The organism is Stenotrophomonas sp. 86156_Sma, from assembly GCF_056481625.1.
Window position 1 is genome coordinate 2,941,402 of the sequence record NZ_CM151157.1, and the last position, 22,951, is coordinate 2,964,352.

At 67.7% G+C, this 22,951-nt stretch carries 20 protein-coding genes; 8 read left to right on the forward strand and 12 right to left on the reverse strand.

Translation table 11 applies throughout. From position 1 onward, the window contains the following. Positions 1-116: 116 nt before the first annotated feature. Positions 117-2,435: a TonB-dependent receptor gene (locus ACZK33_RS13660; RefSeq protein ID WP_423174206.1), complete on the forward strand. Its 2,319-nt coding sequence runs from the start codon at positions 117-119 to the stop codon at positions 2,433-2,435. Between the two features lie 21 nt (positions 2,436-2,456). Beyond that, positions 2,457-3,914 (forward strand): esterase-like activity of phytase family protein, encoded by a 1,458-nt coding sequence (locus ACZK33_RS13665; RefSeq protein WP_423174205.1) that lies wholly within the window; start codon positions 2,457-2,459, stop codon positions 3,912-3,914. 64 nt (positions 3,915-3,978) lie between these two features. Here the strand turns inward: ACZK33_RS13665 and ACZK33_RS13670 are convergent, their stop codons facing one another. The 10 genes from ACZK33_RS13670 to ACZK33_RS13715 form a co-directional block, all read right to left on the reverse strand. Then, positions 3,979-4,425, reverse strand: a complete 447-nt coding sequence (locus ACZK33_RS13670) for an REP-associated tyrosine transposase (protein WP_423174204.1) — start codon at positions 4,423-4,425, stop codon at positions 3,979-3,981. Between the two features lie 224 nt (positions 4,426-4,649). Next, positions 4,650-5,408: a 2,3-dihydro-2,3-dihydroxybenzoate dehydrogenase gene (locus ACZK33_RS13675; RefSeq protein ID WP_423174203.1), complete on the reverse strand. Its 759-nt coding sequence runs from the start codon at positions 5,406-5,408 to the stop codon at positions 4,650-4,652. Then, a complete protein-coding gene (locus ACZK33_RS13680; RefSeq protein ID WP_423174202.1) occupies positions 5,399-9,289 on the reverse strand; it encodes an enterobactin synthase subunit F in 3,891 nt (1,296 codons plus the stop codon). The genes ACZK33_RS13675 and ACZK33_RS13680 overlap by 10 nt, the downstream gene beginning before the upstream one ends. Next, positions 9,286-9,543, reverse strand: a complete 258-nt coding sequence (locus ACZK33_RS13685; protein WP_049401311.1) for a phosphopantetheine-binding protein — start codon at positions 9,541-9,543, stop codon at positions 9,286-9,288. Before ACZK33_RS13685 ends, ACZK33_RS13680 begins: the two co-directional genes overlap by 4 nt. After that, positions 9,543-10,175, reverse strand: coding sequence for an isochorismatase family protein (locus tag ACZK33_RS13690; protein ID WP_317217382.1), 633 nt, complete (start codon positions 10,173-10,175; stop codon positions 9,543-9,545). Before ACZK33_RS13690 ends, ACZK33_RS13685 begins: the two co-directional genes overlap by 1 nt. Then, on the reverse strand, positions 10,175-11,827 hold the full coding sequence (locus ACZK33_RS13695) for a (2,3-dihydroxybenzoyl)adenylate synthase (RefSeq protein WP_423174201.1): 1,653 nt from the start codon (positions 11,825-11,827) through the stop codon (positions 10,175-10,177). Before ACZK33_RS13695 ends, ACZK33_RS13690 begins: the two co-directional genes overlap by 1 nt. Continuing rightward, positions 11,824-13,017: an isochorismate synthase gene (locus ACZK33_RS13700; protein ID WP_423174200.1), complete on the reverse strand. Its 1,194-nt coding sequence runs from the start codon at positions 13,015-13,017 to the stop codon at positions 11,824-11,826. The genes ACZK33_RS13695 and ACZK33_RS13700 overlap by 4 nt, the downstream gene beginning before the upstream one ends. Further along, positions 13,014-14,210 carry an MFS transporter gene (locus tag ACZK33_RS13705; protein WP_423174199.1) on the reverse strand — a complete coding sequence of 399 codons (1,197 nt, stop codon included), beginning with the start codon at positions 14,208-14,210 and terminating at the stop codon, positions 13,014-13,016. Before ACZK33_RS13705 ends, ACZK33_RS13700 begins: the two co-directional genes overlap by 4 nt. Positions 14,211-14,364: 154 nt before the next feature. Further along, the gene (locus tag ACZK33_RS13710; RefSeq protein ID WP_032129991.1) at positions 14,365-14,676 is read right to left on the reverse strand and encodes a DUF3817 domain-containing protein; all 312 of its coding nucleotides are present in this window, start codon (positions 14,674-14,676) and stop codon (positions 14,365-14,367) included. Between the two features lie 125 nt (positions 14,677-14,801). Continuing rightward, the gene (locus ACZK33_RS13715) at positions 14,802-15,737 is read right to left on the reverse strand and encodes a TIGR03571 family LLM class oxidoreductase (protein ID WP_423174198.1); all 936 of its coding nucleotides are present in this window, start codon (positions 15,735-15,737) and stop codon (positions 14,802-14,804) included. Between the two features lie 66 nt (positions 15,738-15,803). Here ACZK33_RS13715 and ACZK33_RS13720 point away from each other — a divergent pair, with 66 nt between their 5' ends. The 5 genes from ACZK33_RS13720 to ACZK33_RS13740 all read left to right on the forward strand — a co-directional run bounded on the left by ACZK33_RS13720 (position 15,804) and on the right by ACZK33_RS13740 (position 19,830). Beyond that, positions 15,804-16,253, forward strand: a complete 450-nt coding sequence (locus ACZK33_RS13720) for a GNAT family N-acetyltransferase (protein ID WP_423174197.1) — start codon at positions 15,804-15,806, stop codon at positions 16,251-16,253. Positions 16,254-16,372: 119 nt separating this feature from the next. Next, positions 16,373-17,893, forward strand: coding sequence for a thioredoxin family protein (locus ACZK33_RS13725; protein WP_132810301.1), 1,521 nt, complete (start codon positions 16,373-16,375; stop codon positions 17,891-17,893). Between the two features lie 400 nt (positions 17,894-18,293). After that, positions 18,294-18,923 carry a superoxide dismutase gene (locus ACZK33_RS13730; RefSeq protein WP_423174895.1) on the forward strand — a complete coding sequence of 210 codons (630 nt, stop codon included), beginning with the start codon at positions 18,294-18,296 and terminating at the stop codon, positions 18,921-18,923. Further along, positions 18,920-19,495 (forward strand): flavin reductase family protein, encoded by a 576-nt coding sequence (locus ACZK33_RS13735; protein WP_033833194.1) that lies wholly within the window; start codon positions 18,920-18,922, stop codon positions 19,493-19,495. Before ACZK33_RS13730 ends, ACZK33_RS13735 begins: the two co-directional genes overlap by 4 nt. Then, a complete protein-coding gene (locus ACZK33_RS13740; protein ID WP_032129997.1) occupies positions 19,495-19,830 on the forward strand; it encodes a tetratricopeptide repeat protein in 336 nt (111 codons plus the stop codon). The genes ACZK33_RS13735 and ACZK33_RS13740 overlap by 1 nt, the downstream gene beginning before the upstream one ends. Positions 19,831-19,835: 5 nt before the next feature. Here the strand turns inward: ACZK33_RS13740 and ACZK33_RS13745 are convergent, their stop codons facing one another. Both ACZK33_RS13745 and ACZK33_RS13750 read right to left on the reverse strand, forming a co-directional pair. Next, the gene (locus ACZK33_RS13745; RefSeq protein WP_088026244.1) at positions 19,836-20,984 is read right to left on the reverse strand and encodes a fatty acid desaturase family protein; all 1,149 of its coding nucleotides are present in this window, start codon (positions 20,982-20,984) and stop codon (positions 19,836-19,838) included. 11 nt (positions 20,985-20,995) lie between these two features. After that, the gene (locus tag ACZK33_RS13750; RefSeq protein ID WP_423174896.1) at positions 20,996-22,066 is read right to left on the reverse strand and encodes a ferredoxin reductase; all 1,071 of its coding nucleotides are present in this window, start codon (positions 22,064-22,066) and stop codon (positions 20,996-20,998) included. 92 nt (positions 22,067-22,158) lie between these two features. Here ACZK33_RS13750 and fabR point away from each other — a divergent pair, with 92 nt between their 5' ends. Next, on the forward strand, positions 22,159-22,815 hold the full coding sequence (fabR, locus tag ACZK33_RS13755) for an HTH-type transcriptional repressor FabR (protein ID WP_005409961.1): 657 nt from the start codon (positions 22,159-22,161) through the stop codon (positions 22,813-22,815). Positions 22,816-22,951 lie beyond the last annotated feature (136 nt).

Here is a 22,951-nt window from a genome sequence, read left to right on the forward strand (position 1 = left end):
TTTCACGTTGATCCACGGCGCCTGCAGCGCCACCGGTCGCATCGCTTGTCTCCCCTTTTGAACTCCATGAGCTCCGCGCACGTGCGGTGGCTCGTGCCTGCCTGAGTGTCCGTAACATGACGAAGACTTTGTTGGCCGCTGCGCTGTCGATCGCGCTCGCTCCCGCGGCCTGGGCGCAGGATGCTGCCCCGACCTCCAGCACGCCCTCCGCGACCAACCTCGATGCAGTCTCTGTGATCGGCAGCGGTGAAGCGCGCCAGGTGCAGCGCATCACCCGCGAGAACCTCGACATCCTGCCGCCGGGCACCAGCCTGCAGAAGACGCTCAATCTACTGCCTGGCGTCAACGCGCAGTCGGCCGATGCGCTGGGCACCAACGAGCAGTCGATGACACTGAGCCTGCGCGGCTTCAACTCCACCCGTCTCGGTTACACGCTCGACGGCGTGCCGCTGGGCGACGGCGCGTACAACAACTACAACGGCCTGACCATCAACCGTGCGCTGATCAGCGAGAACATGGCCGGCGCGGAACTGGCGGTGGGCATCGGCAGCCTCGGCACGCCGTCCACCAGCAACCTCGGCGGCACCATCTCGTATACCTCTGACCGCCCAGCCCAGGAGTTGGGTGGCCGCGTGGTGCAGACCTTCGGCAGCGATGCCAACCGCCGCACCTTCGTGCGCGTGGACAGCGGCGAGTACAACGGCTTCTCCGGCTACGTTTCCGGCATGAATGCCGTCTCCGATCTGTGGAACGACCAGACCGCCTACAACAAATCCACCACCAAGCAGTTCAACGCCAAGGGCGTGTGGAACTTTGGCCGCGGCCAGATCACCGGTTTCGTCGATACCTCGCGCACCACCCAGGCGGACTACTTCTACCTGTCCAAGGACGAGATGTCGCGCGGCCTGGGCTGGGACTGGGGCGGCTACGCGCCGGACTGGAACAAGGCCGTGGCCAAGGCCTACTGCAATACCGCCAGCTTCAACGCGAAGAAGTGCGACAGCAGCGGTCCGGACAAGGATGCCGATGGTGCATTCACTGCCGGGCAGATCCTGCGCGATGACAACCTCTACTACCTGGCCGGCGACTTCTTCCTGGCCGATGGCTTCAGCCTGCGCGCCCTGGCCTACCACCACGATGACCGCGGCGAAGGCCACAACTGGAACAGCGGCGCGTGGTCGAACAAGGGCACCGCGCAGGAAATCCCGATCATCTTCCGCAACACCATCTACACCATCGACCGTGACGGCGGCACGCTGTCTTTCGACTGGGAGCTGGGCGCACATCGCATCGAAGGCGGCGTCTGGTACGAGCGCAACACCAGCAGCGCCGAGCGCTACCAGACTGCGGTGGACGGCCCGCGTGACCTGAGCGGCATGAACACCCTGCCCTCCGACGTCGGCGTGTTCGCCCAGCGCACGCGCTGGAAGACCCATCAGTTCTTCCTGAAAGATACCTGGCGCCTGCTCGATGACCGCCTGACCCTGGAGTTCGGCGCCAAGAGCCCGCACGCCACCTCCGATGCACAGGCACTGCCGGGCGACGCGAAGACGCCGATCTCGCCGACCTCCAACAACCAGTTCGCCACCGGTTCGTTGAAGGCCAGCAAGAATTTCCTGCCCAGCATCGGCGCCAACTTCCGCCTGTCCGAGCACCACGAGATCTTCGCCAGCTATGCCGAGAACATCGCCATGTTCCAGGGCGGCTTCAAGCTCGGTCCGCAGGCGGTCAGCCAGGCCACCTGGAACGCACAGGGCAACCTGAAACCGGAGGAGTCGCGCTCACTCGAAGCCGGCTACCGCTTCGTCACCGATACCCTGCAGGCCTCGATCGCGGCCTACAGCGTGCGCTTCGACAACCGCCTGCTGCAGTACAACCCCTGCGATTCGCGGCAGCCGGTCGGCCCGACCTGCGGCAACCGCTTCTACAACGTCGGCGGCGTCGACAGCCGCGGTGCCGAGCTGACCGTGCTGTGGACCCCGAACGAGCACTTCAGCTGGTACACCTCGGCCTCGCTGAACCGTTCGACCTACGCCTCCAATTACGTGCAGGCCGGTGTCGAGCAGCAGATCAAGGGCAAGATCCAGACCGACACGCCCAAGCAGCTGCTGGCCACCGAGATCACCTGGCGCGACAACGGCTGGTTCGCCAGCCTGCGTGGCAAGTACACCGGCGAGCGCTTCTACACCTACACCAACGACCAGGGCTTCGGCGGCTTCACCGTGTTCGACCTCGCCGGTGGCTATGACTTCGGCGAGGTCGGCTTCGCCAAGGGCATGCGCCTGTCGTTCAACGTGACCAACCTGACCAACAAGCGCTACGCCAGCAACCTGGATTCGAGCGTGTTCGCACCCAGCGACCCGGCCGGCAAGCTGTACGTGTTCCATGCCTCGGCACCGCGCCAGGTGTTCGGTACGATCGACCTTCGCTTCTGATCTTCCGCCCGGAGTCCACTGATGCTCACGACCGCCCTGCTGCTGGCCACCCTCTCCGCCAGCGGATACTCCGCTCCGCATGAGGCAACGGGTGCACCACCGCGCACCCTGCAGCTGGGCGGTCGTACCTATGTGGACAAGGGCCTGGTCGCTGCCGGAGGGTTGCCCGCGGGCACGGTGGACTTCCTCGGCGATACGCTGGGCTCGTTCTCGTCGCTGGCGGTGCAGCCCGGCACCTGGAAGCGCACCGCCAGCGGCTACGAAGGCGTGCTCTGGACCCTGCCCGACCGCGGTCGTAATGATCCCGAGGCCGGCCTGTTCTACGACTACGCCGGTCGCGTGGAGCGCATGCCGCTGCGCATCGACGTTACCCCGGGCAGGCCTGCGCTTGGCACGCTGAGCATGGTGCCCGACAAGGGCGTGGTACTTAAGGATTTCAAGGGGCAGCCGTTCACCGGTGCCGACCCGGGTGAGCACACGATCACCCAGCGCGATGTGGTGCTGCCCTCACCGGCCAGCGGCGCAGGCGCGGGCAAGGTCTCGCTGGATGCGGAGTCGCTGCAGTTCACCGCCGATGGCCACTTCTACATCGGCGATGAGTACACCGCCAACGTCTACTACTTCGATGCACAGGGCCAGCTGCAGGGCGTGATCATGGCGCCGCCGGCGATCCGTCCGCAGCGCGATGGCAAGCCCGCCTTCGGTTCGCTGGCGGCGCCGCAGACTGGCCGGCGCAACAACCAGGGCGTGGAAGGCATGGGCCTGTCCCCCGACGGTACCCGCCTGTTCGTGGCCCTTCAGAGCGCGACGCTGCAGGACAGCGCAAAAGGCAACGCGGCCGGGCGCATCAACACCCGCGTGCTGGTCTATGACGTGACGGCCTCGCCGACGCCACAGCAACCTATCGGCCATTACGTGATGGCCCTGCCCGCCTACGCGCACGACGGCAAGGGCAAGCTGGACCGCACTGCCGCGCAGAGCGAGCTGCGCGCACTGGACGCGCACCGATTCCTGCTGCTGGCCCGTGATGGCAATGGCCTGGGCAAGGACGGCGACGACCCGATCGTCTACAAGTCGGTGTTGCTTGTTGATGTGGCCGATGCCAGCAATCTGGCCGGCAGCGCCTATGAAACCGGCACGACCTCGGTGCTGGCTGATGCGGCGGACACCACGTTGAAGTCAGGGATCGTGCCCGCACGCAGCGATGAACTGCTGAACCTGCTCGACCGCCCGCAGCTCGCGCGTGCCGGCCTTGACCTGGACACCAAGCGCGGCCCGCATGCCGGTCTGCTCTCGGAAAAGTGGGAAGCCATGGACGTACTGCCAGCGCTCGACCCGCAGCATCCGAACGACGTGCTGTTGCTGATCGGCAACGACAACGACTTCATCGCCCGCCACTGCCGCATGCAGGGCCAATCCTGCGACAGCCCGTACGACAACGACAACCGTGTACTGGTCTACCGCCTGACGCAGCCCTGACTGCAACGTGTATTGCCGCAACCGTCTCGCTCGAAAGCCTGGTAGTGCCGGCCGCTGGCCGGCATCACGTCCAGGCCGACCACGCATGCGGGTACTCGCCGATCTGCTCGGCAAGACCGGCGCGTACCGGATTCCCCAGGATGTACAGCGCCTGCCGCGCCAGCGACTCCTCGGCCCTCACGGCGTGGTCGAAGTAGCCAGGCTGCCATACCGTACTTCGACGGCCAGCCAGGCGATTCAAGGCAAGCGCGCTCGACGACTTCATTCGGCGCGCAATGCCTGAAAGGGGACCTCCGCGCAGCTCGAACATCCAGTGGACGTGATCCGGCATGACGACCCATGCGAGTGACTGCACCAGCCCCCGACGTTCGATGTAATGGAACTGGTCGATTACACATGCCACTGCAGCTTCGCTTTCAAAGAGCCGGCGGCGCTGATGTGTCGTCGTTGTCAGAACGTAGACCTGACCGACAATGGAACGTCGGCCCAGGCGGAGGCGGTGGCTGCTCATGCCCCATGGTGGAGCGATCATTGCGCGTTGAACGTCAGGCCATGCCTCGATGGATGTTCGGAGATGTCTGAAGTTGAATGAGGTTGCCGGCCAGCGGCCGGCACTACCGGAGACTATGGGCTGCTGGCCAGCGGCCGGCACTACCAGGGACCATGGATTGCCGGCCAGCGGCCGGCACTACCAGGGACCATGGATTGCCGGCCAGCGGACGGCATCAGCAGGACTCACCCGCGCAGGGTGGCGCCGCCGTCGACGTACAGATCGCTCATCGCCACGTGCCCGGCCTGCTCGGAGAGCAGGAACATCACCGAATGGGCAATGTCTTCCGGGGTCGCCAGCTTGCGCAGCGGGATGCCGGCCTTGTACGTCTCCAGGTTGCCGGCGATCACCCGCTCGGCGCCGTGCTCGTCCTGCCACATGCCGGTCTGCATCGGGGTCAGCGTTGAACCCGGGGCGACGATGTTGCAGCGGATGCCCAGCGGCGCCAGCTCCAGCCCGAGGCAGCGGGTGAACATCGTGGCGGCGGCCTTGGACGCGGCATAGGCGGCCATGCCGTGCCGCGGCACGCCGGCGGCATTCGAACTGACGGTGACGATCGCGCCCTGGCCTCGCGGTGACATCACCCGCGCCAGCGCACGGCCAACATGGAACACACCATCGGCATTGACTGCGAACACCCGGCGCCAATCGGCATCCGTGGTCTCCGCAACAGCTCCCACATGCAGAACACCCGCCACGCTTGCGGCGAGGCCGATCTGCCCAATGCTGGCTTCCACACGATCCACCAGGGCGTCCACCGCCGCGCTGTCGGTCACGTCGAGCGCAAACGCCTGCACACGTGCATCCGCTACCACGGGCGCCTCGCGATCGGTTGCCACGACCGTGCAGCCGGCCTCGGCCAACAGCCGTACCAGGGCCTCGCCGATGCCACCGGCGGCGCCGGTCACCAGTGCCACGCGACCTTCAAAGCCGGTCAACTGCATGTTGCGATCTCCTGTTGCTCATCCCAGTGGCGCAGGCGCGCCGACAACCACGGTGCCAGCTGCGCCACCGCATCGCGTCCGGTCAGCTCGGCATGCAGGAACGGCAGTTCCAGCGCCTGCACCCTGCGCGCGTGCGTGCGCCACAGTGCCGACTGCAGCTGCGGCCGCGCCTGATGATCCCGGCCAGCGCGCACGTGCACCAGCGTGCCGTCGAACGGTTGGTGGATGTGCTCGCGGATCAACCGGTTGGTGCCGGTCACCGCACGCACCACGCCATCGAGCACTACATCCGGCAGGCTGCCGAGCGCACTACCGCCACGGCGCAGGAAACCAAGAATGCGTTCACGACTGTCCAGCTCCGGATGCGCCTCCGGGTCATGGCCTGCAATCGCCAGCAGCGCACGCAATGCGGCGATGGCATCGGGTTCCGGCTCAGCCCGCCAGCATTCGCTGGGGTAGGCGTCGAGCAGCACCAGTTCACCGACTTCACGCCCGATTTCATGCAGACGCACCGCCATCGCCTGGGCGAGGATGCCGCCCACCGACCAGCCCAGCAGATGCACCGGTCCCTTCGGTTGCAGCGTGACCACCCGCTGCACATAGTCATTGGCCATGGCTTCGATGCTGGACGGCAACGGTTGCTTCGGATCCAGCGCGGGCGACTGCAGGCCATATACCGGGCGTGCCGGCTGCAGGGCGCGCGCCAGCGTCCGGTAGTTCCAGGCGATGCCACCGGCCGGGTGCAGCACGAACAACGGAATGGGCCCATCAGCGTCAGTCGCAGCCAGCGAGATCACCGGCCCCAATGCGTGGTCGGCCAGCGCCGGCGGTTCGGCAATGCGCGTCGCCAATGCGGCCACGGTCGGCTGCGCGAACAAGGCACCGAGGCCGAGGTCACAGCGCCAGCGTTTTTCGATGGCCAGCAGCAGGTGCACCGCCGAGAGCGAGTCGCCGCCGAGGCTGAAGAAGTCCGCATCCACCGCCACCGGTGTCTCGCGGCCCAGCGCCTGTGCGAACAGCGCGGCCAGTTCCTGTTCCAGAGGCGTGCGCGGCAACAGTCCACCCGCTTCCTGCTGCGGTGGTTTCGGCAGCGCGTTGCGGTCCAGCTTGCCGTTGGCGGTCACCGGCCAGTACTCCACGCCGACAAAGGCCGACGGCACCATGTAGTCCGGCACCCGCGTGGCCAGATGGCTGCGCAGCGTCGCCGCATCGGCAAGTGCCGAAGGCACGTAGGCCACCAGCCTGGCGTCACCGGGAGCGTCCTGGCGCAGCAGCACCTCCACCCGATCCATGCCCGGCAGCTCGCGCAATGCCGCTTCAATTTCACCGAGCTCGATGCGCAGGCCGCGCAGCTTTACCTGATGGTCGCTGCGGCCCAGGTATTCGACTGCGCCGTCACTGCGCCAGCGCGCCACGTCGCCAGTACGGTAGATGCGCTCCCCTGGCAGGAAGGGATCGGCCAGGAAGCGTTCGGCGGTCAGGTCATCGCGACCGAGATAGCCGCGCGCCAGCTGCACGCCCCCCAGATACAGGTCGCCCGGCACACCCACCGGCAGCGGCTGCATCCGCGCGTCCAGCACGTACAGGCGGGTGTTCCAGACCGGGAAGCCGATCGGTACCGGCCGTGAGCGGTCCTGCGCCGAAGCCGGCCAGTAGCTCACGTCCACGGCCGCTTCGGTCGGGCCATACAGGTTATGCAGTTCGGCCTGCACGCGCCCATGGAAACGATCACGCAACGACGCGTCCAGCGCCTCGCCACTGGTGAACACGCGGCGCAGCTGCAGGCCTTCGGAGGCCGGCGCGGCAAGGAACGCGTCGAGCATCGACGGCACGAAATGTGCGGTGGTGATGTCGTGGGCACGCACAAGCCGTGCCAGCTCGGTCGGATCGCGATGCGCGTCCGGGCCCGCCACCACCAGCGTCGCGCCGCACAGCAGCGGCAGGAAGAATTCCCAGACCGAGACATCGAACGTGGCCGGGGTCTTCTGCAGAACACGGTCATCGGAACGGATGCCGTAGTGCTCGCGCATCCACAGCAGGCGATTGACGATGGCACGGTGCTCGATGACCACGCCCTTCGGCTCGCCGGTCGAACCGGAGGTATAGATCACATAGGCTGCATCGCTGGGCGCCGGATCGGCCCACGGTGCTGCGAAACTCAGCGCGGTCCATTGGTCGGGGGCAAGCACCGGCACGCCGTCCATGCGCGCCGATACCTCTGCCGCAGCCAGTACGCACGCCGGCTGCGCCGAGGCGAGAATACGCGCGAGGCGCTCATCGGGATGGGCAAGGTCCAGCGGAAGGTAGGTGGCACCCGCACGCAGCACCGCCACCAGCGCGATCACCAGTTCCAGCGAGCGCGGCAATGCCACCGCCACCACACTGCCCGGACCGACCGCCATCGCGCGCAGTTGTGCCGCCAGCGCGAAACTCCGCGCTTCCAGCGTTGCGTAGTCCAGCGTAGTGTCGCCGAACACCAGCGCAGGCGCATGCGGATCACGATCCATGCCCTGCTGCAGCAGTTCAACCAACGTAGTCTGTGGCAGCGCATGCGCGGTGGCATTGAAACCATGCACCACCTGCTGCGCTTCTGCGACGGTGGCCAGCGGCACCGCTGCGATGTCTTCGGCCTCCAGCGCCGCCGACACGAAATGCAGCAACCGCGTCGCGTGCGCCTCCACATCGTCCCGACTGTACAACGCGGGATTGGCCTCGATCTCCAGATCCAGCAGGTGCTGGCCGTCGCCACGGAAGCCCAGCGTCAGATCATCCACCGGCCCGGTGCACAGCACCTCCAGCGTCGCCCGCACGCCGTTCAGTGCCAGCGGCTTGTAGAACGGCTGCACATTCACCAGCGGACCGTGCAGGCGCTGCTGCGCGCCGACCAGGCCCAGGTCCCGGCGCAACTGCTCACCGCGGTAACGGCCGTGCTTGCGGCCCTGGCTGAGCTGCCGGCCCAGGCCGCGGGTAAAGGCCTCGACGCTGCCCTCGCCGGCCGCCACGCGCAGCGGCAGCACGTTCATCACCATCGCCGGCACCCGCGCCGACGCGTTGCCGAGCCGCCCCATGTAGGGCACGCCCAGCACCACTTCATCGGCAGCGCTCATCCGCCGCAGGTACTCGGCCGACAACGCGGCCAGCACATCCGGCCAGGGCTGCAGCCAACGCACCGAGGCCTGCAACAGCTGCTCTCGGAACCCCACATCCAGCGGCTGCACCCAGCGCAGCGCATCGTCGCTGGCCGCCACGGTGCCCGCCAGGCCCACGCCTGCCGGTGCGCCCAGTATGTACTCACGCCACCACTGCCCGGCCTGCTCGCGCCGCGGATCAGCACGATACGCGGCATCATCGGCCAGCACGCCCGCCAGTCCCGGCAGTGCCTCACCCGCACGACCGGCATACAAGGCGCATACGCGATCAGTGAACAGCGCCATGCCATAGCCATCGGCTGCAAGGTGATGCACACGCAGATACCAGACCCAGCGCTGCCCACCCAGATCGAACAACACCTGCTGGCTTATGCGGTCGCGGGTCGGATCGACCGCGCTGAGCCGGTCGGCCTGCATCACGGCACGCGCCGCCGATGCCGGCTCGGCCTCGACGGATAGATCGCGCAGCGAAAGCAGCGGCACATGTGCCGGGTCATGCCACTGCAGCGGTTGGCCGTCGGCCCCCTCGGCAAAGCGCAGTGCGAAGGCCTGGGCTTCGCCCGCTGCCTGGTCTGCCGCGACGACGAACGCGGCCACATCCAGCGGACCGTCGATCCACACGGCATGCGCGGTATTGAACGACGGATTCTCCGGTGCCAGCCGCTGCGCGAACCACAGTCCGGCTTGGGCCTCGGTCAGTGCCACCGGCGTGGCCAGCACAGCGGCGTTCATGCGTTCTGCGCGGCCTGCAGCTTCTGCACCACACCCCACCACTGGCGCAGCGTGGTGTGTTCGGCCAACTGCGAGAACTCCAGCGGCAACCCGGTGTTGCCCCAGGCCAGGACCAGGCCGAGCATGCGCATCGAGTCCAGGTCCAGGTCGATCAGGTTGTCGTCGTCACCGATCTCGGCCGGCGTGCACTCCAGCACGCGCGCAACGTCGGTACGCATCCGCTCCAGATCCAGCGCATCACCCGTGGCAGCCATCACAGCACCTCCAGCAACTGATCGGTGGTCATCGGCACGCCACAGGTGCGTGCGATCCAGTGCAGCGCCTGATCGTGATCGGCACGCGAAAAGTCCGCCACCGCATCGGCTGCGATGAACGCCTCGATATCGCGCTGGAACGCCTCCACCACGGTCGCGGTGCAGCCGATATGGGCGTACACGCCAGTCACCAGCAACTGGTCACGGCCGCGCACCCGCATCAGCGTTTCCAGGTTGCTGCGCTGGAACGCGCTGTAGCGGTGCTTCACCAGCACATGCTCGCCCGGCTGCGGTGCCAGTGCCTCGATGATCGGCTCATGGTCGGCACTGCGGCGCATGCCCGGCCCCCACAGGTCAGCCTGCAGGCCGCGGTCACGGCGGTCCTGATCGCCATGCTGGGCGGTGTAGAACACCGGAATACCCTGCGCGCGGCAATGCGCCAGCAGGCGCGCGATGTTGTCCACCGCCGGCCGCAGCGGTGCGTTCCCGGCATCGAATGCGGCCAGGAAGTAGCGCTGCATGTCGTGCACCAGCAGTGCGACACGATCACGCTGCGGGCGCCAGGGGCCACGCGCCTGCGGCAGTTCGGCAGCGGTCGGCAAGGGATAGTTGGTGATACGGGGCAGCGCCATCAGCGCGTTCCTCCTGTCTGTTGCAGATGACGCGCACGCAGCTGCGCACGCAGTTCGCGGCGGCTGATCTTGCCGACCGCAGTGGTATCGAAACTGTCGACGAACACGACCTGGTCCGGCACCTTGAAGGCGGCCAGGCCGCGGGTACGCATCCAGGCTTTCAGTGCCGGCGCCTTGATCGGCTCCCCCTGCTGGATCACGAACGCGCAGCTGCGCTCACCGAGATACTCGTCAGGAATGGAGACCACGGCGGCGTCGAACACGCCGGGGTGGGCCAGCAGGTGATCTTCAATCTCCTCGGCGGAGATCTTCTCGCCCGCGCGGTTGATGTGGTCACCGGCACGGCCCTGCACCACCAGATAGCCGCCGGGCAACTGCTGCACGCGGTCACCGGTGCGGTAGAACCCATCGTCGGTGAACGAGCGCGCGTTGGCCACCGCATCGTTGTGGTAACCACGGATGGTGTACGGGCCGCGGGTCAGCAGATGACCCACTTCACCCTCAGTCACCGGCTGGTCGTGGTCATCGACCACGCGCACTTCGTCGTCCGGACTGATCGGACGGCCCTGGCAGGCCACGATCAGTTCCTCCGGATCATCCAGGCGGGTGTAGTTGACCAGGCCCTCGGCCATGCCGAACACCTGCTGCAAGGTGCAGCCCAGGCCGTCGATCACGCGCCGCGCAGCTTCCGGCACCAGCTTGGCGCCGCCCACCTGCAGTACCTGCAGGCTGGACAGATCGTGCGGAGTGGTTGCCGCCGCCTGCGCCCACAGCAGCGCCAGCGGCGGCACCAGTCCGCAGCAGGTCACCTGTTCGCGGGCGATCAGCGGGAAGGCCGCATCCGGGCCGGGACCGGGGCTGAGTACCACGCGGGCGCCGGCATACAGCGCACCGAAGAAGCCGGGCGAACTCATCGGGAAGTTGTGCGCGGCCGGCAGCGCGACCAGGTAGACGCTGTCGCGGTCGATGCCGCAGAGGTCATTGCTGGCGCGGAACGAGTAGATGTAGTCGTCGTGCGTGCGCGGGATCAGCTTGGACAGGCCGGTGCTGCCACCGGAGATCTGCAGGAACGCCACCGACTGCGGGTCCGGGTCGGCCGGCAGCTCGCTGCGATCGCCCTGCAGCGCCTCCAGCGCGGTGAACTCCGCCGCATCGCCATCGATGACCACGTGGCACAGCGCCGGCACCTCGGCCTGCAGCGCCCGCGCCAGCCCGCGATGATCAAAGCCATCGTGCAGGTCGGCAGTGATGTAGGCACTGGCCTCGGCCTTGTTGGCGAAGTGCACCAGTTCGGTGATGCGATGCGCCGGCAACGCATATACCGGCACCAGACCCGCACGGAACAGTCCGCATACGGTGGTGATGAATCCGGCGGTGTTGCCCAGCTGCACCAGCACCCGCTCACCGGGCTGCAGGCCGAGTGCCAGCAGTCCGGCACCGATGCGACCGGCTTCGTGCCACAGCTGCGCGTAGCTCAGGCGGACATCGCCGGCGACCACCGCGATGTCATCCGCGTAGCGTTCCGCGCGCTCGCGCAGGAACGCCGGGAAGGTCTCGCCCCGCCAGTGGCCGGCCTCGCGATAGCGCGCCATCAGTTCATCAGGCCACACCTGCTGCAGTGGCAGGCGGGAGGAATCAGTGGAGGTAGTCATGCGGCAGGCTCGATGACGGGCGCGGATTCCTGGACACCCAGCGCGTTCAACAGGGCAGCGAACTTCGCCGCGGTTTCGGCCACCTCGGCCTCGGGTTCCGATTCGGCGACGATGCCGGCACCGGCATACAGGCGCAGCTGCGTGCCCTGCAGGCGTGCGCAGCGGATCGCCACGTACCAGTCGCCGTCACCCTGCGCATCCAGCCAGCCCACGGCGCCGGCGTAGAAGCCGCGCGGCACCGGTTCCAGTTCGCGGATGCGCTGCAGTGCCGCCAGCCGCGGCGTACCGCAGACCGCCGGCGTGGGGTGCAGCTGTGCCAGCAGTTCGGCGGCAGACGTCTGCGGATCCTTCAGGGTGGCATGGATGCGGGTGCCCAGGTGCCACATGCTGGCGGTGGCATGCAGCATCGGCCGTGGCTGTGCATCGATGTGGCTGCAGTACGGTGCCAGGCCCTCGACGATGGCGTCCACCACATGGCGATGCTCGTCATGGTCCTTGGTCGAGGCCAGCAGCGCCTGCGCGGCACGCTCGTCCTCGGCAGCATCGGCGCTGCGGCGTGCTGAACCGGCGAGCGGATGCGACAGCAGTTCGGCACCGCGCTTGCGCAGCAGCAGTTCCGGGGTTGCCCCCACCAGCCACGCCGGCGCCTGGCCCAGCTCCACCGGCAACGGCACCGCGTAGGTCGCCACCGACGGATCCGCGCCCAGGCGTGCCAGCAGCACGTCCGGCGACAGCGCCTGGCGGGTGCGTGCCAACAGGCTGCGCGCCAGCACCACCTTGTGCAGGTTCTGCTCGGGCGCACGCAGGACCTGCACCGCCGCGGCAACCGCTGACGCATAGTCCTGTGGCACAGGCTCGGCCCGCAGGGCGCCGTCCAGCGGCGGTGCGGACTGCGGTTGCAATGCCAGCGCAGGCAACAGGCGCTCGGGCTGGTACAACGCATCGTCAGCACGCGGCTCGAACGGCACCGCGCCGACCAGCAGCCCCGGCCCGCCGCGTTGCTGCGCGAAGAACTCCGCAACACGCTCAGCCAGGGTTGCCAGCGCGCCACTCGGCAGCGCGGCGCGGCAACCGCGCGCATGCACATGCTGACCCGCATGCTGCAACAGGAACAGCGAGGCGTCGTCGATGGTATCCACGGCCGGCGGCGCAGCCTCCGGCCACGCGCCCTGCATCAGGGAATCGTTCATGGGGTCTCCTTCATCCGATACGCGGCGGCCAGCGCGCACAGCAACAGCAGCAGCGCGCCGACCAGCAGGTAAGGCAGGCTGGGCCCGCCGCGATACAACAGCGTGCCGAGCATCGGCCCGGCCACCATGCCCAGCCCCTGCGCGGCCGCCACCGTGCCGGCCGCGGCGCCCTGCTCGTGCGCCTCCACCGCATCGGCGGCCAGCGCCTGGAACGAGGGGAATACGAAACCCATGCCGAACGCGGCCAGCGCGTAGGCCGCCGGCAATTGCCAGGCCTGCTGCACGCCGGCCACCGAAGCGAAACCGATGCCGGAAATCAACGCACCCAGGATGATCCAGCGCCGCGGATGCACCTCCAGCTTCATCACCAGCGCCTGCGCCAGGATCAGGCCGACGCCAACCGCTGTGAGTGCAATGCCGGCCATGCGCGCGCCCGCCGCTGCATCCAGGCCGAGGCGGTCGATTGCGAAGAAGCCGACCGTGACCTGCGCGATGGTCACCGAGACCATGGCGATGAACGCCGCCAGCTGTGGCAGGCGCAGGCGTGGATCGAGACGGCTCATCGGCTGGCGGCGTTGCGCAGCAGCGCTCTCCACCGGCGGTGTGGCCGGCAACCGCCACGCCAGCAATGCCAGCGCAAGCAGCGGCAACAATGCGGCCACATACAGCGCCAGCGACAGATTCGTATAGGCCAGCCAGCCAGCGGCGGCCGGGCCAAGCACCATCCCCAGTGCGTTGGCGCTGCCCAGGCGGGCGAGGAATTTCGCACGCTGCCCGGTCGGTGCCTTGTCGGCGATCAGCGCGGCAGCGGTAGGAGGCACCGCGGCGTAGAACAGGCCGATCAGGCCACGCGCACCGACCAGCACCAGCACCGATACCAACACAGGCGGCACCGCCTGCAGGGCCACGTCGATGAACACCGCCAGCGCGATGTAGACCACGGTGTAGGCACTCATCGCCAGCATCAGCACGCGCTTGCGGCCGATGCGGTCGCTGAGCTGGCCCCAGGGGCGCGCGGCCAGCATCCACAACACACCGGCGGCGGTGACCGACAGGCCGGCATGCCACTCGGACAAACCGAGCATGCGGACCACCGGGCCGATTACGGCGACGAAGGACATCATCGCCATGGTGCCGATCAGGGCAGCCAACACCAGCGCCGGCAAGCCGGGAACGACGGGACGTGCGTGCATGAAACACCAGCCGTAACAGGAAAGGATGGCCGGGCGCGTCTGTACGCCCCCGCCCGGCACCGGTCCTGCTCAGGGCCCGATGCCATCCTTAAATGATAACGGCTCGTATTTGCATTTGATACCCATTCTCTTGAATGGGCATGCAACAGTGGGTTCAGCGCATTGCACGCAGGCCCAGCAGACCACGGCGCTTGAACCACCACTCCAGCGGCAGCGTCACCAGCGGCGGGATCGCCGCCAGCAGGGCCAGGGCACTGGCCCACCACGGCCAACGCAGGCGCACTGCCGCGAACAGCGTCACCGCCACATAGACCAGGAACGCCACGCCGTGCAGGGGTCCGAACAACTTCACCAGCGCCACGTTGGCCATCGGGCCGTATTTCATCCACATGCCGATGAGCAGGCCGGCCCAGGTCACGGCCTCGATGAAAGCGACCGCCGCGAACAGGCGTCCAGTCGGGTGCATGGGGGAACGTTGGGTCACGCGGAGCTCCGGCATCGGGATATCAAATGCGAATGATACGCAGATGCGAACCCCATGTAGAGTCGAGCCGTGCTCGACTGCTGGAACGTGTCCACCAAGGTGGACACCTACCGGAGCACATCCGGCAGAACCTGCTCGCCGATCTCGCGCAGCACGGCGCCCATCGACCGCCCGTTGTCGACCAGATTGAACATCACATGCGCCACGCCCTGCGCATGCACGCGCCGCAGATAGTCGCGCAGCCCGTCGCGGCCGACCTTCAGGCCCAGCGGCAATGGCTCGGCGGGCGCCTGCGGATCCGCCTGCAGGTCCAGCTGCATCGACTGCACGAACGGCTTGCCTGCCCCGCCGCGCTGCACCAGCGCCTGCTGCCACAGGCCGATGCGTCCTTCCTGCGCAACCTCCTCGCGGTGATAGGTGGCCCAACCTTCGGCCTCACGCGCGATCCACTGCAGGCTCTGCCGCGCAGTACCCACCACCAGCATCGGAATGCGCGTCGCCGGTGCCGGCAGCACATCGAAGCCACCGGTCGCCTGCAGTACGGCGGTCCGCTCATCGGCCTCCGGTGACAGCGCTGCGCGCAACAACGTCCAGCGCTCACGGAACGTCGCCGCCCTACCCTCCAGATCCTCGCCGAACGCGGCAAATTCTTCCGGGCGGTCACCCGAACCCAGCCCGAGCACGAAACGTCCGCCACTGATCCGGTCCAGGCTCAGCGCCGACTTCGCCACCTGCAACGGCTGCCGCAGCGGCAGCACAATGGCTGCGCTGCCGACCACGATGCGCTCGGTCGCTGCAGCCAGCATGCCCAGCCACAGGAACGGGTCATCCAGCGCACTCGCTGTTGCATCCGGGCCCTGCGGCACCATCAATGGCACGTCGCGCGTCCATAGCGCGGCGAAGCCAAGATCATCGGCCAGCCGTGCGATGCGCCGTGCCTCCTCCGGGTCGGCCAGTCCATGCGCCGCAACCGGCGTCATCAGGCCCACGCTCAGTCCTTGTTGAGGAAACAACGAAGCATGGGCGGGATTGAATTCACTCATGGCGCCAGCTTAGCCTGCAGGTCTGCGGCAACGATGACGCGCCGCCCACCACTGGAAGAACACTACATGCTGACGATCCGCCCTGCCCACGTCGATGACCTGCCCGCGATCAGCGCGGTGTGCCTGGCTGCGTTCACTGCAGCGGTGGCGCCTTCGCTCAGCGCGGCCGGCATCGCCACCTTCGGCAGTGTCGCTGCAGCCGATGCGTTTGGTGCACGCCTGCAGGGTGACAACCACATCCTGGTGGCCGAGCAGGATGCGCGCGTAATCGGCGTGGTCGAACTGAAGGAGGGCCGGCACCTGGCAATGCTGTTCGTCGACCCCGCCTGCCAGGGCCAGGGCATCGGCCATGCCTTGTTCGAAGCCGTGCTGCCGCAGGTACGCGAGCCGGTACTGACGGTGCGCGCCTCGCTCAATGCAGTGCCTACCTACCTGCGCTATGGCTTTGTGCTGGATGGCGAGGTCGGCGAGATCAACGGGCTGGTGTACCAGCAGATGGTGCGGGCAGCGGCCTGAAGGCATCCGCCCGGCAATGCCCGGTGGGCGTCATGCCCTGCGGCACGCCTGTCATAAGCAAACTGAATCAGCAGGCTCCCCGGCGGTTCCTACAATGGCCTGTCACCCTGCCCTTCGAGATGCTGCCGATGCGCGTCGCGCTTTCCGTGTTGCTGCTGGCTTCGGCGCTGAGCGCCTGCACCCCGGCCCCGGTATCCACCGCCAACTCTGCCGAGGCACCCGCGCCGGCATCCGCCATCGCCTGGCGCCAGGGCGATGTGGACGATGCCTTCGCCGAAGCCGCCGACAGCGGCAAGCCGGTGCTGCTGTACTGGGGTGCGGTCTGGTGCCCGCCATGCAACCAGCTCAAGGCGGGCCTGTTCAAGGACCCGGCCTTCATCGCGCTGACCAGCAAATTCGTTCCCGTCTACCTGGATGGCGACGAGGAAGGTGCGCAGGCCTGGGGCGAACGCTTCGGCGTACGCGGCTATCCGACCCTGATCGTGCTGGACCCACAGCGCAACGAAATCACCCGCGTGGCGGGTGGCAATGACGCCGCCGAACTGACCCGGGCCCTGACCGTCGCTGCAGGCCGCCGCAGTGCTGTTGCCGCCACCCTGGCCACCGCACTGGCAACACCGGACCGACTGGCCGCCGAAGACTGGCAGGTGCTGGGCGACTACGGCTGGGAAGTGGACGCCAACCGCCTGGCCGGCGAGCGCAGGAGCCAGGACGTGCTGCGCCAGTTGTCCAAGGCGGCACCCGACGCCGCCCTGCAGCGCCGTTTCGCCCTGCTGGCTCTGGCTACAGCCGAAAAGCCCGATGCCTCGCCCACCGAAGTGCGCGAGCTGCTGCAGGCCGTACTGGCACAACCGGCGGAAGTGCGCCGCAACCGTGAATTGCTCGGCTATGCAGGCGTGCAGCTGGTCAAGCAGGCCAGTGCAGGCCCGGCCACGTCCAACACCTTGGGCCAGCAATTGCTGGTCGCACTGGAGCGCGCCGATGCCGAGCGCGGTGATCGCGCCGACGACGCGTTGTCGCGTGCGCTGACCGAAGTATCGCTGGCCCGCCAGCAGCAGCCCAAGGGCGCACTGCCCGCGGCGCTGGTCGAGCGGGTCAAGCAGCGCGTGGCCGCTGCCGATGCCGCCGCCACCGATGCGCATGCACGCCAGGCCACGATCAGCAGCGCGGTGTACGCGTTGCGCGAGGTAGGGGACGACGCGGGTGCCGAGGCACTGTTGCTGGCCGAGCTGAAGCGCAGCGAGCAGCCGTACTACTACATGCCCGAACTGGCCGAACTGGCCGAGCAACGCGGCGACACCGCCGGGGCGCTGGAGTGGTTGAAGCGCGCCTACGATGGTGCGCAGGGCCCGGCCACCCGCGTGCAATGGGGCGTGCTGTACGTGGAAGGCCTGCTGAAGCTGGCGCCGGACGATGCACCGCGCATCGAGCAGGCCACCGCGTCGCTGATCGCCGAGCTGGAGGCACAGCCGTCGGGTTACCACCAGCGTACCCGCCAGCGTTTCGAGCGCCTGGCCGGGCAGTTGAAGGCGTGGAGCGGCAAGCACCAGGGTGCGGAGACGCTGGCACGGCTGCAGCAGCGGATGCAGCAGGCATGCGGTGACCAGGTGGATGGCGCGTGCAAGGACTGGTTGAGCTGAGTTGATGAAAGCGCTGGCGGCGGGTTCGCCTGCCGGCGCTTTTGTTGATCCGTGTGGGAGGGGGCGGGGGCCGCTGGCCAGGACACGCAAAAGCCCCTCCATGGTGCTCGATGGCGCCATCCTTGGCGCCAACGGTCCTGTCCAGCGGCCCCCGCCCCCTCCTGACAGTTTCCTGCGAGCGCGGGCAGCGCATCAGCGCGCCGGTGAGGGTTCGGAAAGCGGGTTCTGGTAGTGCCGGCCGCTGGCCGGCAACCCGACCGTCGCTGAATGCCGGCCAGCGGCCGGCACTACCATGCCTCGGCCTTGACCTCTTGATCTATTGACCTCAACCAATGTTGAGGTGCGATAACAGTCTCCCCACGGCCAGCCCCCTCTGGCCTTCCCCACGGAGATTGCTTCGATGTCGTACTCGCTTCCCCCGCTCCCCTATGCCTATGACGCCCTCGAGCCGCATTTCGATGCGCGCACGATGGAGATCCACCACAGCAAGCACCACCAGACCTACGTCAACAACCTCAATGCCGCCATCGAGCAGGCCGGCCTCGCCGAACAGCCGGTCGAGGCGCTGATCGCCAACCTCGATGCCGTGCCGGAGGCGCAGCGTGGCGCAGTCCGCAACAACGGCGGTGGCCACGCCAACCACAGCCTGTTCTGGACCGTGCTCAGCGCCAACGGCGGCACGCCCGATGATGAGCTGGCCGCCGCCATCAACCGCGATCTGGGTGGCTTCGATGCCTTCAAGGAGGCCTTCACCAAGGCCGCGCAGACCCGCTTCGGCAGTGGCTGGGCCTGGCTGACCAGCGATCGCGACGGCCGCCTGCAAGTCGAAAGCAGCGCCAACCAGGACAGCCCGCTGATGGGTGCAACGGTCGGCCTGTCCGGCAATACCCCGATCCTCGCACTGGACGTCTGGGAACACGCCTACTACCTGCACTACCAGAACCGCCGCCCGGACTACATCGGTGCGTTCTTCAACATCATCAACTGGGCCGAGGTCGGCCGGCGCTACCGCCAGGCCCGGGCCTCATGAGCGGCGAGACACTGCCGTACGCCGGGCCGTGGGCGGGGGTCTTCCCCGCCCCGGCCCCGGTGCCGTCGGTCGAGATGCCGCCCCGTGCCCTGCGGCGGCTGCTCGGCCACTTTCCTACCGGCGTGGCCATCGTCTGCGCGCGCGATGCGCAGGGCAAGCCCATCGGCCTGACCATCAATTCGTTCGTGCCGGTGTCATTGCAGCCGCCACTGGTGCTGTGGAACCTGGCGTTGCACGCGCAGAGTCTTTCCACCTTCCAGCGCGCCACCCGCTTTGCGATCAGCGTGCTGGCGGCCGACCAGGAAGCACTGGCCCGGCGCTTTGCCGATCCGCAGGTACGCAACCGCTTCGACGGTCTGGCATTGCTGGATGACGACGAGGACGCCCCGCCACGCATCGCCGGTGCGGTAGCGCACCTCACCTGCACCCGCCATGCGCAGTGGCCGGTGGGCGATCACCTGCTGCTGGCCGGCCGCATCATCGAAGTGCACGAGAACGGCGGCGCGCCACTGCTGTTCCATCGCGGCCGCTTCCAGCCGGGACCGGCCGAGCTGCTGGTGGAGGTGCGCTGATGAACATCGAGGCTCTGGAATGCATGCTCGCCAGCGGCAAGGACGGCGCGCTGCTGCGCTTCGGCCTGGGCAAGGGCTGGCTGGATGCCGGCAACCCGGTGCGCGCAGCGACCCATCTGGGCCGTTGCGTGGTCCTTGATCCGCAGTATTCGGCGGCGTGGAAGCTGCTGGGCAAGGCCTGGCTGGCCAGTGGCCAGCCGCAGGCGGCGCGCGAAGCGTGGCAACGCGGGCTGAGCGTGGCCGGCAGCAAGGGCGACCAGCAGGCACGCAAGGAAATGCAGGTGTTCCTGCGACGCCTGGACCGCGAGCAGGCGGATCTGGCGAAAGCGGGCTGAGTCGATCAGCCCGCGTTGGCCGATGCCGGTGCGGACATGATGTCCGACATCGGCAGGCGGCGCGGCTTGCTCGGGAACGCGTGGCGCAGGATGCGCCAGACCACCTGGCCGAACTGGCGCGGCAGCGAGCCGTTGTTGTAGTGCTGGCCGTAACGGCGGCAGATGTCCTTCACTTCCTTGGCGATGGCCGCATAGCGGTTGGCCGGCAGGTCCGGATAGAAGTGGTGCTCGATCTGGTGGCTGAGGTTGCCCGACAGCACGTTGATCAGGAAACCGCCACTGATGTTCGACGAACCGCGCAGCTGGCGCAGGTACCAGTGACCGCGCGACTCATTGCGCAGGCACTCCTTCGGGAAGGTTTCCGATTCGGCGGTGAAGTGCCCGCAGAAGATGATCACGTAGGTCCAGATGTTGCGCAGGCCGTTGGCGACCAGGTTGCCCAGCATCACCGTGAGGAAGAACGGACCGGCCAGCAGCGGGAAGAACACGTAGTCCTTCAGCACCTGGCGCAGCATCTTGCGCGCCACCGGGCGGGTCTGCATCCACATCGCACGGCCACTGATGCGGCCCTTCAGCCAGCGGCCGAGGCGCAGGTCCTGCGCGGCCACGCCCCACTGGAACAGCAGCGCGAAGATCGGCGCGATGATCGGCTGCAGCAGGTAGAACGGCTTCCAGCGCTGTTCCGGGAAGATGCGCAGCAGGCCGTAGCCGATGTCATCGTCCATGCCACGCACGTTGGTGTAGGTGTGGTGGCGGAAATTGTGGGTCTTGCGCCAGTTGTCGGCGGTGGCAACGATGTCCCACTCGTAGGTGTTGCCGTTGAGCTTGGGGTCGCCGGTCCAGTCGAACTGGCCGTGCATGACGTTGTGGCCCAGCTCCATGTTCTCCAGGATCTTCGACAGCGCCAGCAGCAGCGTGCCGGTGATCGCGGCCGGCCACAGCAGCGGCATCCAGAACAGTGGCGAGAACGCCGCCAGGAACAGCAGGCCACGGCCACCCACGCCGAACCAGCGCACGGCGGCGGCCACGCGGCGGATGTAGCGGGTATCGGAGGCGCCGAGACTGCCGATCACACGGTCGCGGATCGCGTCGAGTTCCTCACCGAAGGCATGCATCTCGGCAGTACTCAGGGCACGGTCGGTAGCGCGGGTCATGGCAGGCGTCCTCAGAGATCCAGGGTCAGGTCGGTGGTCGGTGCGCTCACGCAGATCCGCACCGGCTGTGCCGATTCGGACTGCAGGTCGCCGGTGCGCAGGTGGCGGGTGGCGCCACTGACGCGGTCACAGCTGCAGCTGTTGCAGATACCCATGCGGCAGCCGTGTTTGGGCTTGATGCCGTGGGCTTCGAGGCTTTCCAGCAGCGAGCGGCCACGCGGCACGCTCAATTGGCGGCCACTGCGCGCAAGCGTCAGCGACACCTCACCTTCGCTGCTGGCATCGCGCAGCGGCGCCGGCGGTGTGAACGCTTCGGCCTGGAAACCGGCCACCTGGTGCGCCAGACGCTCGCGCGCAGCGGCAACGAAGCCGTCCGGGCCGCAGGCCAGCACATGGCGCTGCGCCAACGGCGTGTCATCGCCGGCCACCTGCAGATCATGGGTATCGACACGCGCGGCCGGCGCCTCACCCTCGCGGGTGGTCAGCAGATGCACGCGCAGGTTCGGATGCGCTGCGGCCAGCGCCTGCAGTTCATCACGGAACTGCAGATGGGCAGCGGTGCGCTCCCAGTAGAACAGGTCCAGCGGCGCCGCCAGCGGACGCTGGCAGGTGTCGCGCAGCAGGCTGCGCATCGGCGTGATGCCACTGCCGGCCGCCAGCAGCAGCACTGGCGCCGCGGCCGGCATATGGAATTCGCCGAAGGCGGCATTGAGGCGGAACAGTTCGCCCGGCTGCGCATGATTGACCAGATGCTGGCTGACCCGGCCGCCATCGACCGCCTTGACGGTGATCGCCAGCTGGCGCCGACCCAGTGCGGTGGGGCTGTAGCTGCGCTGCCACAGGCGTCCTTCAATCTCGACGCCGAGGGTGACGTGCTGGCCTGCGCGCATGCCGGCCCAGTGCCGGTTGGTGCGCAGGACCAGGGTCGCCGCGCCCTCCCCGGCCGGCTCGCGCCGGACAAGGCGGGCCACCGGCTCGCGCAGGGTCCACAGGGGATTGAGCTGGCCCGCCCAGAAATCGAACAGCGACGGCGAGACCCAGCGGTACGGAGAGAACAGGGACGGACGGACGACAGCGCTCATGTGCGCACTATACGGGCGCACATACACCTGTGTATACATGTGTATATTGAACCGGATTGGGTATGATTCAGCCTCGCCCCACCGGAACCCCCATGGCCGCCGCCACCGCCTTGTCGACGCCCGAAGATGCCAACAGCCCGGCCCGCCGTACGGTGAGCCGCGAGGATCTGCTGGCTGCTGCCCTGAAACTGATCGGGCCGCACCGCAGCCTGTCCACGCTCAGCCTGCGCGAAGTGGCACGTGAGGCCGGCATCGCGCCGAACAGCTTCTACCGGCAGTTCCGCGACATGGACGAACTGGCCGTGGCGCTCATCGATGCGGCCGGCCGCTCGCTGCGCACCATCATCGGCGAGGCCCGGCAGCGCGCCACCTCCACCGCCACCAGCGTGGTGCGGGTCTCGGTGGAGACCTTCATGGAACAGCTGCGCGCCGACGACAAGCTGCTGCACGTGCTGCTGCGCGAGGGCGCAGTCGGCTCGGACGACTTCAAGCACGCGGTCGAACGCGAGCTGCACTATTTCGAGGAAGAGCTGCAGCACGACCTGGTGCGCCTGGCCGCACTGGATGGCGCCGTACTGCATGCCCCGGAACTGGTGGCCAAGGCCATCACCCGGCTGGTGTTCGCGATGGGTGCCACCGCCATGGACCTGCCGCCGGAGAAGGATCCGGAGCTGGTCGAACAGATCTCCACGATGATCCGCATGATCATCGTCGGCGCCCGTACCCCCGCCGCGTTCCGCCGCGGCTGATCGAGGCCCCTGGGTCGGATCCCTTTCCAGAGGAAAGGGCTCTGACCCGCCTCAGCTCCATGAAGCCCGCCACGCAGCGCCACAGCGCCGATGAACTGTGGCCGCTGTCACGGATTTGGATTGCAGATGCGCAGTT

Bases quoted from the DNA above. Each gene is read 5' to 3' on its own strand.
- ACZK33_RS13675 (WP_423174203.1), bottom strand. From the start codon at position 5,408: ATGCAGTTGACCGGCTTTGAAGGTCGCGTGGCACTGGTGACCGGCGCC.
- ACZK33_RS13660 (WP_423174206.1), top strand. From the start codon at position 117: ATGACGAAGACTTTGTTGGCCGCTGCGCTGTCGATCGCGCTCGCTCCC.
- ACZK33_RS13730 (WP_423174895.1), top strand. From the start codon at position 18,294: ATGTCGTACTCGCTTCCCCCGCTCCCCTATGCCTATGACGCCCTCGAG.
- ACZK33_RS13735 (WP_033833194.1), top strand. From the start codon at position 18,920: ATGAGCGGCGAGACACTGCCGTACGCCGGGCCGTGGGCGGGGGTCTTC.
- ACZK33_RS13715 (WP_423174198.1), bottom strand. From the start codon at position 15,737: ATGAGTGAATTCAATCCCGCCCATGCTTCGTTGTTTCCTCAACAAGGA.
- ACZK33_RS13740 (WP_032129997.1), top strand. From the start codon at position 19,495: ATGAACATCGAGGCTCTGGAATGCATGCTCGCCAGCGGCAAGGACGGC.
- ACZK33_RS13700 (WP_423174200.1), bottom strand. From the start codon at position 13,017: ATGAACGATTCCCTGATGCAGGGCGCGTGGCCGGAGGCTGCGCCGCCG.
- ACZK33_RS13705 (WP_423174199.1), bottom strand. From the start codon at position 14,210: ATGCACGCACGTCCCGTCGTTCCCGGCTTGCCGGCGCTGGTGTTGGCT.
- ACZK33_RS13695 (WP_423174201.1), bottom strand. From the start codon at position 11,827: ATGACTACCTCCACTGATTCCTCCCGCCTGCCACTGCAGCAGGTGTGG.
- ACZK33_RS13750 (WP_423174896.1), bottom strand. From the start codon at position 22,066: ATGAGCGCTGTCGTCCGTCCGTCCCTGTTCTCTCCGTACCGCTGGGTC.
- ACZK33_RS13720 (WP_423174197.1), top strand. From the start codon at position 15,804: ATGCTGACGATCCGCCCTGCCCACGTCGATGACCTGCCCGCGATCAGC.
- ACZK33_RS13710 (WP_032129991.1), bottom strand. From the start codon at position 14,676: ATGCACCCGACTGGACGCCTGTTCGCGGCGGTCGCTTTCATCGAGGCC.
- fabR (WP_005409961.1), top strand. From the start codon at position 22,159: ATGGCCGCCGCCACCGCCTTGTCGACGCCCGAAGATGCCAACAGCCCG.
- ACZK33_RS13680 (WP_423174202.1), bottom strand. From the start codon at position 9,289: ATGAACGCCGCTGTGCTGGCCACGCCGGTGGCACTGACCGAGGCCCAA.
- ACZK33_RS13745 (WP_088026244.1), bottom strand. From the start codon at position 20,984: ATGACCCGCGCTACCGACCGTGCCCTGAGTACTGCCGAGATGCATGCC.
- ACZK33_RS13665 (WP_423174205.1), top strand. From the start codon at position 2,457: ATGCTCACGACCGCCCTGCTGCTGGCCACCCTCTCCGCCAGCGGATAC.
- ACZK33_RS13725 (WP_132810301.1), top strand. From the start codon at position 16,373: ATGCTGCCGATGCGCGTCGCGCTTTCCGTGTTGCTGCTGGCTTCGGCG.
- ACZK33_RS13685 (WP_049401311.1), bottom strand. From the start codon at position 9,543: ATGGCTGCCACGGGTGATGCGCTGGATCTGGAGCGGATGCGTACCGAC.
- ACZK33_RS13690 (WP_317217382.1), bottom strand. From the start codon at position 10,175: ATGGCGCTGCCCCGTATCACCAACTATCCCTTGCCGACCGCTGCCGAA.
- ACZK33_RS13670 (WP_423174204.1), bottom strand. From the start codon at position 4,425: ATGAGCAGCCACCGCCTCCGCCTGGGCCGACGTTCCATTGTCGGTCAG.